Source organism: Bacteroidota bacterium (assembly GCA_016711505.1).
In the GTDB taxonomy this organism is placed as follows: Bacteria; Bacteroidota; Bacteroidia; order AKYH767-A; family 2013-40CM-41-45; genus JADKIH01.
This window is the reverse complement of the sequence record JADJSV010000002.1, coordinates 535,575-552,651: the sequence shown is the minus strand read 5'-3', so window position 1 is coordinate 552,651 and position 17,077 is coordinate 535,575. Positions and strand designations below refer to the sequence as shown.

18 protein-coding genes are annotated in these 17,077 nt (G+C 35.2%); 7 read left to right on the top strand and 11 right to left on the bottom strand.

The genetic code is table 11. The annotated features are described in order from the left end of the window. Nucleotides 1-1,355 precede the first annotated feature (1,355 nt). Both IPL24_05935 and IPL24_05930 read right to left on the bottom strand, forming a co-directional pair. Complete coding sequence (locus IPL24_05935; protein MBK8363229.1) at nucleotides 1,356-1,988, bottom strand: hypothetical protein; 633 nt, start codon at nucleotides 1,986-1,988, stop codon at nucleotides 1,356-1,358. Between the two features lie 427 nt (nucleotides 1,989-2,415). Further along, nucleotides 2,416-3,102 (bottom strand): UvrD-helicase domain-containing protein, encoded by a 687-nt coding sequence (locus tag IPL24_05930; protein ID MBK8363228.1) that lies wholly within the window; start codon nucleotides 3,100-3,102, stop codon nucleotides 2,416-2,418. A gap of 719 nt (nucleotides 3,103-3,821) precedes the next feature. On the opposite strand from IPL24_05930, the gene IPL24_05925 reads away from it, so the two are divergent. Then, complete coding sequence (locus tag IPL24_05925) at nucleotides 3,822-4,124, top strand: hypothetical protein (GenBank protein ID MBK8363227.1); 303 nt, start codon at nucleotides 3,822-3,824, stop codon at nucleotides 4,122-4,124. Nucleotides 4,125-5,702: 1,578 nt separating this feature from the next. Here IPL24_05925 and IPL24_05920 read toward each other — a convergent pair. Continuing rightward, a complete protein-coding gene (locus tag IPL24_05920) occupies nucleotides 5,703-5,891 on the bottom strand; it encodes a hypothetical protein (GenBank protein ID MBK8363226.1) in 189 nt (62 codons plus the stop codon). 2 nt (nucleotides 5,892-5,893) lie between these two features. On the opposite strand from IPL24_05920, the gene IPL24_05915 reads away from it, so the two are divergent. The 5 genes from IPL24_05915 to IPL24_05895 all read left to right on the top strand — a co-directional run bounded on the left by IPL24_05915 (nucleotide 5,894) and on the right by IPL24_05895 (nucleotide 9,065). Continuing rightward, on the top strand, nucleotides 5,894-6,139 hold the full coding sequence (locus IPL24_05915) for a hypothetical protein (protein ID MBK8363225.1): 246 nt from the start codon (nucleotides 5,894-5,896) through the stop codon (nucleotides 6,137-6,139). Nucleotides 6,140-6,594: 455 nt separating this feature from the next. Then, entirely contained in the window at nucleotides 6,595-7,065 is a 471-nt protein-coding gene (locus tag IPL24_05910) for a hypothetical protein (protein ID MBK8363224.1), read from the top strand. Nucleotides 7,066-7,194: 129 nt separating this feature from the next. Next, entirely contained in the window at nucleotides 7,195-7,485 is a 291-nt protein-coding gene (locus tag IPL24_05905; protein MBK8363223.1) for a patatin-like phospholipase family protein, read from the top strand. A 265-nt stretch (nucleotides 7,486-7,750) separates the two neighbouring features. Then, nucleotides 7,751-7,969, top strand: a complete 219-nt coding sequence (locus IPL24_05900) for a hypothetical protein (GenBank protein ID MBK8363222.1) — start codon at nucleotides 7,751-7,753, stop codon at nucleotides 7,967-7,969. Between the two features lie 838 nt (nucleotides 7,970-8,807). Next, on the top strand, nucleotides 8,808-9,065 hold the full coding sequence (locus tag IPL24_05895; protein MBK8363221.1) for a hypothetical protein: 258 nt from the start codon (nucleotides 8,808-8,810) through the stop codon (nucleotides 9,063-9,065). An 814-nt stretch (nucleotides 9,066-9,879) separates the two neighbouring features. On the opposite strand, the gene IPL24_05890 is transcribed toward IPL24_05895, so the two are convergent. The 7 genes from IPL24_05890 to IPL24_05860 all read right to left on the bottom strand — a co-directional run bounded on the left by IPL24_05890 (nucleotide 9,880) and on the right by IPL24_05860 (nucleotide 14,594). Beyond that, the gene (locus tag IPL24_05890) at nucleotides 9,880-10,065 is read right to left on the bottom strand and encodes a hypothetical protein (protein MBK8363220.1); all 186 of its coding nucleotides are present in this window, start codon (nucleotides 10,063-10,065) and stop codon (nucleotides 9,880-9,882) included. A 205-nt stretch (nucleotides 10,066-10,270) separates the two neighbouring features. Next, nucleotides 10,271-10,564 carry a hypothetical protein gene (locus IPL24_05885; protein MBK8363219.1) on the bottom strand — a complete coding sequence of 98 codons (294 nt, stop codon included), beginning with the start codon at nucleotides 10,562-10,564 and terminating at the stop codon, nucleotides 10,271-10,273. Nucleotides 10,565-10,774: 210 nt separating this feature from the next. Beyond that, on the bottom strand, nucleotides 10,775-11,065 hold the full coding sequence (locus IPL24_05880) for a hypothetical protein (GenBank protein ID MBK8363218.1): 291 nt from the start codon (nucleotides 11,063-11,065) through the stop codon (nucleotides 10,775-10,777). Between the two features lie 145 nt (nucleotides 11,066-11,210). Continuing rightward, complete coding sequence (locus IPL24_05875) at nucleotides 11,211-12,329, bottom strand: T9SS type A sorting domain-containing protein (GenBank protein ID MBK8363217.1); 1,119 nt, start codon at nucleotides 12,327-12,329, stop codon at nucleotides 11,211-11,213. Then, nucleotides 12,302-12,895 carry a hypothetical protein gene (locus IPL24_05870; protein MBK8363216.1) on the bottom strand — a complete coding sequence of 198 codons (594 nt, stop codon included), beginning with the start codon at nucleotides 12,893-12,895 and terminating at the stop codon, nucleotides 12,302-12,304. The genes IPL24_05875 and IPL24_05870 overlap by 28 nt, the downstream gene beginning before the upstream one ends. A 566-nt stretch (nucleotides 12,896-13,461) precedes the next feature. After that, on the bottom strand, nucleotides 13,462-14,148 hold the full coding sequence (locus IPL24_05865; protein MBK8363215.1) for a hypothetical protein: 687 nt from the start codon (nucleotides 14,146-14,148) through the stop codon (nucleotides 13,462-13,464). 5 nt (nucleotides 14,149-14,153) lie between these two features. Further along, the gene (locus tag IPL24_05860; GenBank protein MBK8363214.1) at nucleotides 14,154-14,594 is read right to left on the bottom strand and encodes a hypothetical protein; all 441 of its coding nucleotides are present in this window, start codon (nucleotides 14,592-14,594) and stop codon (nucleotides 14,154-14,156) included. Between the two features lie 51 nt (nucleotides 14,595-14,645). Here IPL24_05860 and IPL24_05855 point away from each other — a divergent pair, with 51 nt between their 5' ends. After that, nucleotides 14,646-15,437, top strand: coding sequence for a hypothetical protein (locus IPL24_05855; protein MBK8363213.1), 792 nt, complete (start codon nucleotides 14,646-14,648; stop codon nucleotides 15,435-15,437). A gap of 608 nt (nucleotides 15,438-16,045) precedes the next feature. On the opposite strand, the gene IPL24_05850 is transcribed toward IPL24_05855, so the two are convergent. Then, nucleotides 16,046-16,777, bottom strand: a complete 732-nt coding sequence (locus IPL24_05850; protein ID MBK8363212.1) for a hypothetical protein — start codon at nucleotides 16,775-16,777, stop codon at nucleotides 16,046-16,048. Nucleotides 16,778-17,077 lie beyond the last annotated feature (300 nt).

Here is a 17,077-nt window from a genome sequence, read left to right as displayed (position 1 = left end):
CACGCTTACCAGGCCAGAACAAACCAAAATGCTCTGCATCCTGTCCATCTTCTTCAAGTTGATCACCCAAAGATTCCTTAAAGTTTCCCAATTAATTTTTACCATCAGCAAATGCTTCCGGTGCAATTTGTTTCAATTGTTTTATTCTTTCTTCGTCAAAAATAAATTTTGGTCTCAGCTTTTCTATTGGCATATTTAGTCTAATTCATCTGCTGCATTAGCAGATATTTCTAATTGTTCATTGTTAATATTTCCTTCAAGCCATTCTTCTTGTTCAAACGTCGGAAATCGGATCTAACCCAAAATTGTTTGAAGTTGTATAGATTTTTCCCTAGTTTGAGCAGCGTATTCACGGTAGGAAGAGCAGGGAATATCGCGCTCACAGTTTCGCAAACTCGTGTAGCATAATTTTCCTTTGAGAACCTCAACGGCTTTTTTCTTTTAATTGCTTTAAAGATGATGGACTAAACCGACTGTTTTCGATATCGTCTACTACAGTACCAAAATCATTTATGAGTAAATTGATTCTTTCTTGTTGCAATTTGATCTCTACCAATGGATTCCCGTTTATCCATCTCAGCTTTTCGAAATTTTCATCGCCGGAACGAATTGCATCTTTTAGTCGGGCGGGGATAGCTGTAGAGATTATACATGAATGATCGAGCCGATTACCACGAAGTCCTTTCCAAATGTGAGCGTAAATATTCAGCTGTTTCTCACATAATCAATGTTGTGCCTAATGTAATCGAGGTCATGTGTCTTTAAATCATACATGTAGGTTTCATTGTCTTCACGAACAATATCCACGACACCTCAATATTAAATCTTCGTCCTTCAGGAGAAACCTGATCCGGTAATGATAACTTCACTTCAGTTTCAGTAATTCTTTCGGCAACATCTGCATTTTCTCCAATAATAAAGAACTTGTTTGAATGCAAGCTCACGAATATCAGCCGTGATGTCGTGACCAGCTTCATATCTCATCATCTCATAATTGAGCTCGGAATAATCTTTTATCCGTTCTTCGACATTCATGCAGTCACAGATTTAGATCGTTGATGAATGATAAAGTTGTGAAGATCTTCAATAGTTTTATGTACCAGCGATCCGAAAAACATCGTTTTGATCGCGATGGAACTAACCGTATTGATTGAAAATCATGTATTGACGCGGACATTTTTTATATTGCAGATAGTCACCTGTGAAAGAATAGTTTTTCCCAAGATCAATTTTATTGATTTCCGCATCTGGTAGTTCTTTTGTGTTAATTAATCTTAATTCCGGAAAAGATGTGTTTGCGAATAATTGTTTAAATTCATCAGTGCCGCCGTGCAGTACTTTGTATTTTGGAATCACTAACAAGTTTTTGCACGTGATAATGCAACATAAAACATTCGCATGTTATCGAAGATACCTATTCGGTCAAGTGGTTCACCTTTCTTTTTTAAAATAGTACGAATGATTTCCTCTACCGGACTTGCTCCTCGATCGCGTTTATAAACACTTCCAAGTACAACCACAGGAAACTCCAGCCCCTTAGCCTGATGGATAGTGAGAAATGGGACTCGACCTTTCGGAAATGGATCTTCAGGATCTTCATATTCTGATTCCTGAAGACGGTATAAAGCATATAAATAAGAATTGAAAAATAATTGAACAAAGCGATCCTCCTTCATAAATCTGCCGGTAATCACCGCAGAGTAACTTTCAAGATATCTGGCAATATACTGCGAGATCAATGCAAGATTACAAATTGGTCCTTCATCTGTGCCGTCCTCCGCCAAATCAATCATCTTCTTGAAGTACCCCAAACCACACAGTTGGTAAAATAAATCCAGTACGCTCCAATCCACACAAGTAGCTCGATTCAAGACATAGCTAAGTCTGATTGGTTTTCCTTGTTTTTCTCTGTTCTTGATCAACTCTCGAAAGGAATGTCGGTTCAGAGTGGTGATGGCTGCTTTGCTCAGACCATTTACTTTAGCCATTTCCAGCAACTTTCCAATCGTAACGGTAAAGATTCATCCCATTTTCTCTTTTCAACCAATTTTTGGAGAAGCATAAAGTCATTAGCGATTTGATCTAACTGTGATTTTTCGCTCTTGGATAAATGCACTAAGCTGCTTATCAGGTTTAATAATTAAATCTTTACGTTATTGTGTGCGCCATTAGCCAACCTTGAAACTGTCGCATACTACCGCTTGCAGAATGATTAAAAGGTGGCTTTCCAAAGACATGTGTCATTAGTCCGAAAACAGCTTCTGATTCTTCTACTGAGAATCTACCGGCACGAGGTACATAAACAGAATATCCTCCGCTTCAAGTGCTTCTTTCAAATCTCGGACTTTGGCATTTCCCTTCATTGCGGGAAAGAGAAAAGCAACTTCATTGTAGTCGTTTATTTTTTCTCACTTTTTAATTTCTTAATGAAGTGAGCAAGTTCCAATTCCAGCTTCGTCCGGCATTTGATGTAACAGCAACCGAAAAATTCTTGTCTTTTGAATGAGGGTTAATTATTTTATCATGGATTCTAAATTGAGAATTTGGATCACCATTATTCGTCCAATCAACCAGTTTAATAAAATGGTTATAGGTATCAACAATTTTTTTCTTCGAACGAAAATTTTTGACAAGATCGATGCGGTGAGGTTTTACACCGATAAATACATCACATCGTTTTGGAAACTCAACCAGGTTCTCAACTGTTGCGCCGCGGAACCTGTATAAAGCCTGATCATCGTCACCAACAACACATAAATTCTTATGACCCTTTGCAAGCTCAAAGAATATTTTTTCCTGAATGCTATTTGTGTCCTGATACTCGTCGATGATGATATGTTTGTAAACATGTTTTCCTTTATCAGAAGAGATTATGGACCGAAACGCTTCAAGTTGCAAAAGCGAAAGATCAACAGTACTGATTCTATTATGTTGCTCTTTCAGCATCTTTAAATACTGAGCATACATTTTTAAAAGAGAACGCAGCATTTGATCCTTCGTTTTCACTTTATCCGGTTCTATATGTTCCTCAGAAAATCTATTAAATACTTTTATAATATTTGTCGCAGCTTCATGCCTGGATGAGCGATTACCGCTGCCCATAAAAACATTGATCTCTCTTTGTGCCTCTTCTTCATCCTTGAAGTTGCCTTCACCAATTAATTGGATCCAGTTATTCCGATTGTAGATAAAAAGATATTGGTCGAGTTCGTCAAGAACTTTTGAGGATTTCTTCTTTCTCCATCTGCGGAGAATTTCCTATCACTGATAATAGAATTACAAATAGAATGAACGGTACCAATTGCCATTCGGGAAATATCGAAAGGCTGATTAGTCTCTTTTGTTGCTTACCATAGCCAAGAGAGTACGCAACCATCTTTCAGCTGTAGGGCAGCTTTCTCTGTAAACGTACTAAGGAAGATTTCTTCCGGCTTACATTCTGAAATGCTAATAAATTTAAAGTCCGCCATAAGAGAACTCGTTTTTCCGGAGCGGGACCGGCGGTCAAAAAGAGGTCCATCAACATATGAAATCGCCTCTGCCTGTTCATCAGTGGGTGTGAATTTGGCTTTTTTAAAGAAATATTTAAGGTCTTGAGTCATATGGTGGTCCAATATGGGTAAAAAACTTTAAAAATGCAATATTTGATTTAATCAAATTAAAAAGACCTGACATATGTTAAAATTATTATAGACTAGTTGATTTTATTTGTTTATTTGTTTGATTTCCTTTTCGAAATAAAATCGAAATGTATTTTTGTATTGCCGTAAGATTAACCGCAAATAAATTCACTAAGTGATTTCAGGTAAGAAAACAATGTTATGACTTTTAAAGATAATTATTCAAATATATCTAAATCAAATGGATTTATTATGAGTATGGCTGATTCCGATTGGACGATTGTAAATAATGGTGATGAATTAGAAAAAAATTCATCAGAGTTCGTGCATAAACACTTACAGCATTATGAAAAAATATGGTCAATTTTCATTGGCCACTCCGGTAACGGACTTATGGCAAATATGTCTGTAAAAGGCAAAGAAAATATTCCAGATCAAATCCAAAAAAAGAGTTTCAATTTTCTGAACATCACTATACAATACTTGAATCTTTATGTTCTTTAGAAGAATTAAAAAAATAGGCTTAAAGATGCTGTTCTGTCATTTGATGATTATATGGATTTACAAAATTATCTGGCAGCAATTGGAACTCACCTGGTCGAATTATGATAATTGCGAATCTTGCTTTTGCTACCCTATTAGACTATGTCGCAAAAGATTCAAGCCCTTACTTGGAAAAAATTAAAAGTTTTATTATCAAAGACATATTTTTGTTCATGGAAAATACTGTTCAAAATCGAGAACTCGGCTTGTTGTTAATTCCTGAGTTGCGTAGTGAAGGATCTTTAGCAGGTTGGGACAGAGACATCATGGGAAGATGCTAATGGATCAATTTACAATTATTTATTTGACTTTTGGACGTGCAATGAAAGATTTGTATATTATCATAAACGATTTTATGGGATCATGGTACAATAAAGTTCAACTTTTGATTAAAGAAAATAACTTAGTAATGGATTCACCTCCTGAAAAATCAGAAGGGCGTTCTCTGATTTAAAGGTCCACTATCTGGAAGTACAGAGTCAAATAGTTAAAGTAATGTATACTTTATTGGCAATCCGAAATGAATAAAAAGCTTATTGAATTTCTAAATTATCCCAGACCAGATATCTATTCCATATTTATTTTTAAGTGATTCCAGTTCCTCTGAACTTTGTCGCATCTGATCTTTATCCCATAGAATTTTTCTGATGCTAAGTCAAACTTTTGCAATCTCCGAAGCCCTAACATAAATGTCCCAGGTGAAGTTTGAACCACAACAGAACTTTACTTCATATATTTCATATTTTTCACGAATGAGGATGGTTTTATCGCAATATTTTCGAAAGACAAGTTTTGTTTAACACTGGGATAGAAAATAGCGTCGATCGATCCATTTTCAAACCGGTTAAGAATTACATCTGAAAAATGCACTAATGAGATAGTCAAGATGATTAGATGGAACAGGTCGTGTAAATGCATCTGCAATAAATTGAACCAAATCTTCTATTTGTTCCTTTAAGTAAGGTTCAACATTAACCAGTTGTTCTTCGTATAATTTATTAATCTTCCATGTCCGTTCGTTAAGAAGATTGTCAGGATGATTTATTAACTCCTCGATGGTTGGTACATATCCTGTTAACCGACTCGTGGTCGAGGTTGATTCTTAAATATCGGTACATATTTCTGTGGCATGTCATGTTTTACTCTCCATTTAGAAACTGTTATGATGTCACCTATCCCAGGCCGGAGTTCACTTTAATACTGTCATACGATTAAAACCGCCATATAATACTGATTTGATCGGACGATTGCATCTCCCTTATCTTGTAACTTTCTCCGCAGGAGGAAACTTAACTGTGAAATATTTCTTATGCGCTTATTAGACCCGACGACATTTCGGTTAATCGTTAATCTCTCAACGTAATCAAAGATATCTTCGGTACAAATTGAGGAGAGAAGAAAGGAAGGCTATTCTCTAACATGGTTAATAACGATGGTTCAATCAGAGAAGTTATCCCTCAACAGTTAATTCTGAAGTTAGAAGAAGATTTTTAAATTTTTACATCTTCCGGTGTTTGGGTTGGTATCATATAATTCAAGTTAATCCTTTAATTGACTTTCCAGAGTTTCAAGCATAAAAACACTTAATGTTCCGGATAAATTAACCGTAAGTTCAGCATGTCGCCTCAACGGTTTTAAAACCCTCGTCTTTTCCCATGCGAATCGGATATTTATTGCGAAGTTCTGGATACCTTCAATTGCTGTATAACATCCATTGAATATTCGCATGAATGCTTCCTTTCGTTAAAGGATCCGGAGAAACATTCAACGCTCCAATGGTAAGTTTGCAGAGTTTCGGAAGATCGGTATCAATTTCAAATGGGATAGATAATTTCTTCAGAATGAATTTGCATGTTGTTTCAACCAGTGTGCGTGCGAAGAGAGCGCCGTCAGGATCACTCTCTATTCTTCCAATTCCTTTATCCAGGAATCATAAATATAAGTTTCTCGAAAACTTCAAGTTTATCAGTAATTGATGTCTGGCCAATAACTGATGGTTTACTCTTGAAGATATTTCAATGCAGGTTTGAACGAATCGCATACAAAAGCCTTCCGTTGATCACCATTTCCTTTTTTCTTTTATCCATTGGTAAAAGCTGCTTAAGCTATGAATATCCGCCAACCAATCAGGTAAAAGATTTTCGGCACGGCAGAATTATAAAGATTTTTCCGACGAGACTCAAAACATCATCTGCATATAAGGATTGTGACCCTGGGTAATAGTTGTAATAAGGTATTCTTGAAGTTGTACGATCTGATCGTACATAAACTCTGAGTTCCAATTTCATGCCAAAATTACAAAAATAATATTATCGTCAAGTTTTAAGGAGTTATAAGATTTATTTGATATTACAGTTAAATTCTGCATATTTGTATTATGCATGGATTCAAGAAAAGCTTCTTTTTATCAAAATCAATACAATTGGCAAAGATGAGCCTTAGAGAAATGGCTTCAGCTATTGGTTTGCGAGATGAATCACCGCAGAAAATCAAGCATCATCTACAACAACTTGAAAAACGAGGTTTTCTTTCCATTGACCGAGGAAGGGGGCCGGATCGTTCGGAGCCTTCACTTGGTTGGGCAAAGAATTCTCGAATCTACCGCAAGCATTTTTCCAATCCGATTTTAGGAACTGCAAATTGCGGCCCCGCAATAATTTTTCTGAAGAAAAAATCAGGGCTTTTAAGAGTATCAACAAAATTAGTAGGGCGATCTCAGCCGGATGGTTTGTATGCAATCAAAGCAGACGGTTCATCAATGAATCGAGAGGAGATAAATGGAAAGCGAATTGAAGATGGAGATTATGTAATTATTAATGCAAATGATAAAAATGTTTATTCCAAAGATGTTGTATTATACAATTATCGACGGAAAGGCTACTATAAAGCGATTTATAAATGATAAGCAAAATGATCAATTTGTATTAATGGCAGATTCGTCTTTCGATTATGAGCCAATTTATTTACATCCATCTGATGACTTCGCAATTAGCGGTAAGGTCGTGGCCATAATTAAAAAACCCAACCTCACATCATGAAAAAAATATTATGTATTGATGGAGGTGGAATTAAGGGAGTTTTTGCTGCTTCATTCCTTGCTACAATCGAAAAACAGATCAATGGAATGGTTTCTGATTATTTTGATCTGATTGTCGGTACTTCAACCGGCGGGATCATTGCGTTAAATTTAGGATTAGAAAGTACTGCGCAGGAAACTTTAGACTTTTATAAAAAATATGGTAAATCCATTTTTGCCGGTAATCAGAATCTCAAACGTTATCGCCACTTTCTATACTCGAAGGGTAGGATCAGGGAGCTCTAATTAGCCCTGGAAAATACTTTCGGTGATAAAAACTTAGCGATAGTAAAAAACTTGATTAGTTATTCCAAGCCTGGATCTGAATACTGGTAAAATATATATTCATAAGACGGCGCATCGTGAACGATTTCTCGCAGATTATCGTTATTAGGGATATTGTTGATGTGGCGCTATCAACATCTGCTGCCCCAACTTTTTTCCCGGCACATTTATTACCATCAGAGCACCATTGGTTGACGGTGGTATGTGGGCCAATAATCCGACCGGAATGGCAGTGGTTGAAGCATTGGGTATTTTAAATGGCCCTGGAATCGTATGTATTTTGAGTATCGGCCGCCTTCCAGCCCAATTAATAAAAGGAGATTTGGTCGGGGTAAACCTGTTTGGGCATTTAGGGCAGCTGGATTTATTTATGCACAGCGGTGATTTAGCTTCACTTGGAACAGCGGCAGTTTTATGTAGTCACGAGCAGATTAATAGGAATTGACCCAAAGTGTCGCCAGATCGATTTGAACTCGATAGTTATAAAGCGATTCCACAACTTGAAGGATTGGGAGAAAGTTGCGCACGAGAGCAATTCCCATTTATCAAATCATATTTTACGGAAAGGCGGAAGCTTTTATACCACCTTATTATAATTAGCAATTAATATTCAAACAATGACAACACAAGAATTATTCAATGAGTTTTTAGAGCGAGCCAAATTTAAACTTGATCGTGTAAACGAATAAAGAAGGCAGCGTATCCTGGCAGAATTTATTTCCAACCATCCTGATTTTAAAGATTTATTCATCGACTCAATTCGTACAAGGTTCCGCCAGATAGAAAACAATAGTTAAACCTACAGGCAAAAATGGTTCATTCGATGTTGATTTATTAATCCGCCTAAAAAACACCTCGTGGACTCCAAAACAATATTTAACAAAATTGGCGGAGGCTTTTCGGAGCATCAGGTAGTGAAGATATTATAGATACCAATGGTAAGACATGATGTGTGACAATTGATTATGAAGGGACTTTCATGCCGATTTAGTGCCTGGTGTTTTGCAAGATAGAGGAAGTTTTCTATCTGCAATAAGAATACCGACAAGTTTGAACCTACGGATGGCGACGGATATGCCAAATGGTTTGAGCAATGGATTTTAATGCAAAGAATTGTCTGGTCCTCGTAGTACGCCCTGATTAAATTGCTCCGTGATGATAAAGGTGAGTTCAGCACTAAGTAATTATACTCACTACCATTGCTGCAAATCAAATTTCAGCAGCAAGGCTGTTGCAGGTGCATATAAAGATATTCCATGTGCGTTAACTTTGTGCTATGTAAAATGAATGAATTTCTATCTGCGAATGATGATCCACCGACAATAGTAAACCCAGCTATGCCTGGAGAGAATTTCAACCGACACTGGAAAAATGATAAGGAAGGGTATAAGAAATTTAAAGCAGCTATAAGTGATTACGCAAAGAAAGCAGCCACTGCGAATCAAGCTCTTGATTTAGAAGAATCGATAAAGTTATGGAGAAAACTTTTCGGTGATAGCTTGGGATTGAAACAGGTTGTACCTCATCGTCAAATCCGGTAATAAATACGCTGTTCCATTTATTCCGGAAATCACCGTGGGAATTTAATATTGCTGGATGATGGCACTACTAAATGGGTAAAAGTTATTACCCCAAATTAAAGTGTCATCTAGTAGACAGGAGTTAAAGGTGAGATTGAATTAATCGCATCTTATAATTTTGACACGAACCAATTTCAAAATTTATCTCATGGCCAAAAAATATCGGGGGTGATATTTTATCCGGAAACGTTTCACTGACTATTTCATCATTAGTAAATCGCCCGTGGTCAAAACTTCCAGGGGTTTATATTCATAGTAAAAATATCCCTTCAATACTTGACAGACATTTTTATGAAAAGCTTGATAAATCGGCTTGCTTATGCAGTCCAATTATTGAAGAGGAATATTTAGAAACTGATTTTATTTTGGATCGGTTTGTTGAAAGATTAGTAATTCCATTTTTATATGGTCAATTACATTATAACATTCACAATAAATGGCCTTGGAATGATTACGCACATGGAAATAGGAATCTTGGAATCTTATTATGTCGAATCTCAATCTCGTAATGTAATTAAATGCTTAGATACTCTACGAATGAATCGTAAAGGTCTCGAAATAATCATTCGATGTTTAAGATTAGATAAAGCCGTCGGAGGTCATTTTCCTTGCTTTTGCGGAAGTAAACTACCATTAAGAAATTGTCATCGCAATGCTTGGTTTGGTATTAATCAATTGAAAGAAGATATTCGTAAACAAGGTCTAATTTCATTGATCACACAATAATAATTTTAGGAACTAATTTTAAAAAATTTAGTGTGTTATTGCATAGAGATCAGGCAACTTTTTTTTTATTCTTTTTATTTGTACCGGACATTTCATCATTCAACAGATAAGCAATGTTAGGATTTCGCTCCTGTTCACGCTGTAGAATATTTACCATCTGTTCTGCATTCACAACCTTTGGCGATGCAATATAATTGTCAAAAGTCACTTCCTTTCTAATTCCGACAATCTCCATGATAAACTTTTTGGTATGATTCCGAGATGCGTAAAGTTAGTAGCAAAGCTCCGCGCGCCTGAGTGTGTACCAACTTTATCCCTTAAAGAGTGTCTCCTTTCTTTCTTTACCATTCAATGTATATTTAATGGTGATCGTTTTATCCGGATATATTTCGCCGATGATTTCTTTCAGGTAATCGTTGTACTTCTGATTACTGATCTCCTTACCGAGATACCCTCCTTTTGAAGATTCGCTCTACCGGTGCAAACACAGGGATGGCAATCGGCTCGTCTGTCTTTTCACTTCCAGAATCAATGATGATATACTTTTTCCCATTGATTGATTGAATTTCTGCTTGCTGTATGAAATCTGAATATCGCATTCCGGTATATGCCTGGAAAATGAAATTTGCTCTGACACGTTCCAGTCTTTCACTGCTATTTTTAAATTTAAAATTTTCTATATGCTGTAGCTCTTCAAACGAAAAATAAACTTTGGCAGTTTTTTCTTCAACCATTTTTTTAGTGAACTCTTGATCATCAAGTTTTATTTTAAGCATCCGGCATATCTTTTCATTTTTCGCCAGTACTTTATCACAGTATTTTTTTTGGGTTTTCCTAAATGATTCATGAAACCATGGACCCAACCTTCAGTTAGTCTACCAATCATAATGTCACCGTACCCTTAATCTTATAACGCGAGAGCATTATAGATACTGAGTGTTTCATCATCGAGTCGATTTATGGTTGCTTTTTTGGTCTTCCACCCATAAACTAATATATCCGGATAAAGAGACTCTCTTGTCACTTTCGAAAGAAAAATCATCGGTGAGAAATCTTTCCTTCAATTCCTTCGGTTCGACAAAATCAAGTACATATTCCCGCTGCAGTTTTTCAAGCTTCTCAAAAAGCTTATCCATGAAAGCTGTCAGTTTCTTTTTATCATGGAGCATCGCGGACTGTTTCAAACCTGTCTTAGAGGAGAAGTGTGCTTTACCGGTATTTATTCCGGTGCTCATATACAATTGTTTGTAACGGTCCAACAGTCCCGTCCGGACCGCCAACACAAAGATTAAAGCCTTGTAACAGATGATGTTACGAGGCTTTGGTGTTTTTGGGGGATAATTTGGGAGACGGTTTTTAAAAAATAAGTGATGATTAAATTCAGTTTTTTATAAACTTATGAGTGAACGTTTTATTCGAAGACGTCAAGTGAATCAAATACATCCCTGAAGTAATATCGGACACATTTATATGATAAAGTTCGTTAGTGATGTCACTAGTATAAATGATTTGCCCTGTAAGATTAATGATTGATACCTTGCTTATCTTTTCTTTACTATGAATGGTTAATTCATAAGAAACAGGATTAGGATAAATGTAAGACTCTTTATCATGGTCCATCTCAAAATTCTTATTGATTAGATTTACCAATTTAAAATAGAATCCATCAAAATTTCCGTTCGAGTAAAAAGGAATGTAGCTTCCAGGATCCGGATCAAGATCCGCAGAATCTAAAAATTGGCCACAGACATAAAAATTATCAAGACTGTCTAGTCCAATGTATGGATAACTTCCAGTTGCACTCCCAAAATTAACTGCGGAAATAAAATCTCCCAGTGAATCAAGTATGGATATATAACACGAGCCATCATTACTCGTCAAAAAATGCACATGGGCAGAAGAAGTATCAGGATCAAAATCACCATAATAAAAACCACCGGAAATGATGATGTTATTTTTTGAATCAAAAATAATTTTTCCCGGATGCCCCAGAGCGAGTTTTTTTGCAAAAATAAAATTACCTGCGGAATCTAGCTTTTCTATAAAAATATCCTCAAATGCAAGAAAGGTTCCTGACATCATAAAAGAATCTAAAGGAGAGGGATCAAAATCTTGTAAAGAGTCAAACCTCCCGCCAATATAAACGTCGTCGTTATTATCTAAAGTAACACACTCGGCCCATGTAGAATAATAATTGCCACCAATAATTCTTTTCCAGATAAGATTTCCCTGAGAATTCATTTTCCAGATAAAAGCTGATTTATATTCGGATATCATAAATGAATCAACAAGGGGGTCAGGATCAAAATCTATTGTATCACTAAAGGTTCCTACGCATATAATTTCTCCCATCGAAGTTATGGCCAGGTCAAACAGAAAGGAAACCGATGATGGATATTGATTACCCCATTCTAATGTTCCGGTTGAATCAAATTTAAAAATAAAGAGGTCATATCCATTTCCATCTGTCGTCATAGAAAATCCGGGAGCACTCGCCACGTTGATCGCAGAAAAAATATTCCATAAAAAAATATATTCTTTTCGTTATCAATTGTTATATCTGTATAATTATTTATATACTGTGCTCCAACTTGTCTAACAAATTGAAAATTTCCTAATGAGTCGAGTTTTAATATGAATAAGTCATTTCCAGAAGAGGTTAGGTTATAGTCTGTAATAGGAGAAGGGTCGAAATCTACAGTTGTATCAAAACGTCCTAAAACATAAATATTTCCATCTACATCAGTTTTGAGCTGTTCAGGAGTAGAGAAGCCACCTATTTGAAATTGCTTTAGCCAGATCACATTTCCATCAGGGTCGCTTTTCAAAATATAAAAATCAACGGAACCTAAAGCCTGAAGAATTACAGGATTGCCTCTACCTAAAGTGATTTGATTTGAAAATTTTCCTACAGAAATGCTATTGCCCGCTTTATCGACTGAAATCTCTAAAATTGCATTATTTGTAGTGTCGCCGAATGAATATCCCCAAGAGTATAAAAAATTTTGTGATTTACATGTAGCAATGTTTAGTAATATAAAAAGGGTATAGAGATATAATTTCATTGTTTTATTTATTTAATCAAACATATACAAATAACTCCATAAATAAAAACCCAGATTGATGGAATGTTCGGTTGTAATTCTTTTGGCCATGACCCTCTAAAATAATTTGTTTTAGATGAAGCTTTATTAGTTGTTCTATTAATCAACTGTGTTCCTTATCCCCGGCAGGAATGTCGCTCGAGCGGTTACTAGCCTGAAAGTGTGTCGCTAATTTCCGCTCAACATTCCGCCTATCGTCGTGCGGTTTGCAAATTTTTTCGATTGAGATTATCGAAAAAGTAAATTTAATTTCGACTTTGCATTCGATTGAACATTTCTCTGATCTGGCGAAAAATTTATACTCCCAACTAAGAGTGTACCTCCCGCCCGTCAGGAATGTAACTAGAGCGGTTACTAGTCTGAAAGCGTATCCCTAATTTCCGCTCAACATTCTGCCTATCTTCGTACCATTTACAAATTTCAATTATTGTATTCATAGCGGGCCATTTTATTGGGGACTGTAATTTGATGGAACATTCCGGCAAGCGGAGAGAGTGAATATAAACTGCGAGAATGAAAGACCGGAATTATACTCCGGTTTTTATTGTTTCTACTCTTTTTTTAACTTTTTTCTTTTTATGAAGTTTAATTGCTCTGTCACGATGAAAAAGAAGGACTTCACAAATACAACATATTCCTACTATTAATTCCCAGTGAGGTAATTGCTCCTTTAAGCTCTCTTCAACTTTTGGATTTGCGAACATTTCACTAACACTCCTTTGAATTTCCTCTTCCGGAAAATCGTTTTCTTTAAATGCTTTTTTCAACGAATCAACTTTAGTGCTCACCATCATTTTCATACTACTATTTTTCACTACATACAAAAAGCCTTCTCCAATCATATAGACTTTTTCCATTTGCTGATTTAATTTAACAAGCTCAAATTCTTTTTTATTCGAATGAGCTGCTTCATTTCTAATCTTCCGTAATTCATTTAAAGAATCATACAAACTCTTATTAATGTATCGAAACGCGTAAAGAATCTCTAACTTAGATGAAAAAGAACTGAGAACACCTGGGAAATCCAATAGCTTTTTTCTTTTATTATTTGAAAAATCATCAGGGAAAACAGCTAAAATTATTTTATCTAAATATTCCTCTATGTGAGAAGTTGCAATTAATAGACAACCCCTACCTGATTCAGTAAGAATCTGATTAAACAAAACTCCAAACAACTCTCTAATTTCTTTGCTTTTAAATAAAGGTCTTGCCATAATACTTATATTAAATTATTCATTCTTCTATCTAACAATTCATAAAATTTTTCAGCAGACAATTGATTCAATTTATCAATTCTTAACTCATTTGACCGATAATTCGTAACCCATACAATTTCATATTTATGTTTGATAGCCAAATTATCAACCAGTCTTTCTGTTTTACCTTTTGTTCTGGTACAGCAGATAATAACATCACAATTATTTTTTACAAATTCATCTAGGCTTTCTTCAAGCGGACTGCCAGGGTCACCTGCTGTTTCAATTCCAATTTTAATACCGCTAGTTAATGTAATGATAACTCGAATATCATATACACCTGTGATAGGCCTGTCCAATTTTGCTCCACTATTTCTTTGCTTTATGATTTCAATCAGCAATTTGATTGTACTGGTTTTACCTTGTTTTGAAGCACCCCAGTTGGCAATTACAATTTTTTTCATAAGTTTAAACTTTAATTTTAAAATTTAGATTCGTAATATAAGGATATTTACATGGCAAAGGATTCAAAAAAAAGTTGTTCGGATTGTAATGGAATTAGAACCGGATGGAATGGTGTATACGGAGATGGTGCTTGCTCATGTTGTGATGGCAGAGGATATAATCCTTCTTATATTGAGGCTGTAGGAAAAGCTGTTTCTTTAGGAGCTTTGGGTGACCCTGCCGATTCGGATTATCCGTGTGATGAATGTTCTGGCACTAAGCAGTGCCAAACTTGTGGAGGAACGGGGTGGGAACATTATAATGAAGAAGAAGATGATGATAAAGAAGAGGATGATGAGGATAGAGAAGAGAATGAGGATAGAACCTCAAAAAAAAATGCAGAATTAGAAAGAAAAAATAACATTGAAGATTCAATTCCGGTGTCTGACGAAATTCCTTCTGATACCGGTTATATCGATTCTACAGATAATTCTTCAACAGTCTATTCAGGTACAACAACACCTTTAACTCCTAAACAACAATGGGAGATGTATTTATTCCATGTACCAACGGTTACTTTATTTTTATTCTTTATTCCGTTATTTAATTTGGTTGTTTTAAACGTGAAAAATAAAACTAATGGACAACCTTTCCAGTTCTTTGATTTTATCGAGGTTGGTTTAGAGCTAGTAATTGTTTATGTAGTCAGCTTTCTGTACCATATAATTGCAAGTATGGTTTCAATGTCAATCATCGCATTTCTAATTAAGGGAAAGAACAAAGCAATATTTAATATAGTTATTCATTTAATTCTTTTGCTAATTGGATATATAATGTTTAGAAATGCTGTAATAGCTAATTAAGCCACCCTCTCATATAGCCTCTTTACTGTAGTTGCCTCAAATGATAGGCCCTCGCTAACATTGTTATAAATTGACCCGATCAACAATCCATATTCGCAAGGAGCCGGAACAGGTCCCAATTCAGAGGAGTTGTTCCACCACGCAATAACTTCCAAAAAAAACCAGATTGATGGAATGTTCGGTTGTAATTCTTTTGATCGTGACCAATTAAAGTTTCAATAATTGATTAGTACAATTTGTTTTAGATGCAGCTTTATTAGTTGTTCTATTAATTAACTGTGTACCTTACCTCCCGGCAGGAATGTCGCTCGAGCGGTTACTAGCCTGAAAGTTTGTCGCTAATTTCCGCTCAACATTCCGCCTATCGTCGTGCGGTTTGCAAATTTTTACGATTGTGTTTATCGAAAAAGTAAATCTAATTTCGACTTTGCATTCGATTGAACATTTCTCTGATCTGGTTTGGAGGAGGTTCATAAATTATTTGATAACTACCAAACGACTGACCTACCAGATAGTTTCCGTTCTAAATTGGCCAATCAAGTATTTGTCCAATACAATTAAAACAAGTTATAATAATTCAAAAAAAACAAATGCTGATTTCATACAATTCAGTTTATTAATACTCCATAATAATTATATTTAATCAATCTTACTTCGGATGACATGTACTTCCTAATTTTAAATGAAATTGTCATAGCTTGTTCATCAACAAAATCTAAATGGATATATTCATGCAATTTATCTGAAACAATTTCAACTTTTCCTATTAAATTTATTTCTTTATCGAAAATAATTAATATGGTTTTCCTGACGTTGGTCCTATTTTCTATTGAATCTGCAAAAGCATAAAAATAATCTCCGTTGTTAATAAATTTACAATTAATATTTGGGGATAAAGGCTTGGTTGAACTATATTTTAAGTTACCACTATTATCATATAGAAGCAAGTTCTCTCTTGTTGCTATCTCTGTTGTAAAACCAGAACCATAAATTGCATACCTGAGATCCTTTGCAATACAAATTCTACTTAAATTCGGCCCCGTAAATCTTCTAACTTCATTTCCAATCGAATCATAAATCTCATATAATGCTAATGAGTCCATTAAACTACTTACTCTTTTTACAAACCCTATTTTCCCATCACCAGAAATCCCTGCTTTAGAAAATAGGCCATCCACCTGTTCTATTTTTTCAGTTAATCCATTATTAAATTTAATACCAATAACGAAATTACTATCATTTATTAACTCGATCTGGGCATTAGAATTTATAGCGTTTCCAAAAAAGGTTATTGACAAAGTCAAAACATATTTTACAATTACATTATTAATTAATTTCATTTATTCCAATTTTATATTTTTTTTCATTCTGCAATTTTTCTTTGATCATATTCAGATCAGGATTCTTATCATTATGTATCCTGATCTGATCAAATGCAATGGTCACTTCGGTTGCAGCATCACTGACTCCTGAACCATCTGTAGTGTGTTCTACATACTTGGTCAGGAAAGTTTTATAATTACTTAAATATTTAGGCTTTTTTTATGCCCATAAATGATTTATAAGGAAGTTAGCGATATTATCAAAATATTCCCGATTGGCGAAATGTTCAACAAAATGCCCAACGGGAATTTGAATTT

Coding starts and splice junctions, on each gene's coding strand:
- IPL24_05915 (MBK8363225.1), top strand. CDS start 5,894: ATGCTTCCTTTCGTTAAAGGATCCGGAGAAACATTCAACGCTCCAATG.
- IPL24_05900 (MBK8363222.1), top strand. CDS start 7,751: ATGGCAGTGGTTGAAGCATTGGGTATTTTAAATGGCCCTGGAATCGTA.
- IPL24_05935 (MBK8363229.1), bottom strand. CDS start 1,988: ATGGCTAAAGTAAATGGTCTGAGCAAAGCAGCCATCACCACTCTGAAC.
- IPL24_05860 (MBK8363214.1), bottom strand. CDS start 14,594: ATGAAAAAAATTGTAATTGCCAACTGGGGTGCTTCAAAACAAGGTAAA.
- IPL24_05855 (MBK8363213.1), top strand. CDS start 14,646: ATGGCAAAGGATTCAAAAAAAAGTTGTTCGGATTGTAATGGAATTAGA.
- IPL24_05865 (MBK8363215.1), bottom strand. CDS start 14,148: ATGGCAAGACCTTTATTTAAAAGCAAAGAAATTAGAGAGTTGTTTGGA.
- IPL24_05925 (MBK8363227.1), top strand. CDS start 3,822: ATGACTTTTAAAGATAATTATTCAAATATATCTAAATCAAATGGATTT.
- IPL24_05890 (MBK8363220.1), bottom strand. CDS start 10,065: ATGGAGATTGTCGGAATTAGAAAGGAAGTGACTTTTGACAATTATATT.
- IPL24_05885 (MBK8363219.1), bottom strand. CDS start 10,564: ATGGTTGAAGAAAAAACTGCCAAAGTTTATTTTTCGTTTGAAGAGCTA.
- IPL24_05895 (MBK8363221.1), top strand. CDS start 8,808: ATGAATGAATTTCTATCTGCGAATGATGATCCACCGACAATAGTAAAC.
- IPL24_05910 (MBK8363224.1), top strand. CDS start 6,595: ATGAGCCTTAGAGAAATGGCTTCAGCTATTGGTTTGCGAGATGAATCA.
- IPL24_05870 (MBK8363216.1), bottom strand. CDS start 12,895: ATGAAATTATATCTCTATACCCTTTTTATATTACTAAACATTGCTACA.
- IPL24_05920 (MBK8363226.1), bottom strand. CDS start 5,891: ATGCGAATATTCAATGGATGTTATACAGCAATTGAAGGTATCCAGAAC.
- IPL24_05850 (MBK8363212.1), bottom strand. CDS start 16,777: ATGAAATTAATTAATAATGTAATTGTAAAATATGTTTTGACTTTGTCA.
- IPL24_05880 (MBK8363218.1), bottom strand. CDS start 11,065: ATGAGCACCGGAATAAATACCGGTAAAGCACACTTCTCCTCTAAGACA.
- IPL24_05930 (MBK8363228.1), bottom strand. CDS start 3,102: ATGGGCAGCGGTAATCGCTCATCCAGGCATGAAGCTGCGACAAATATT.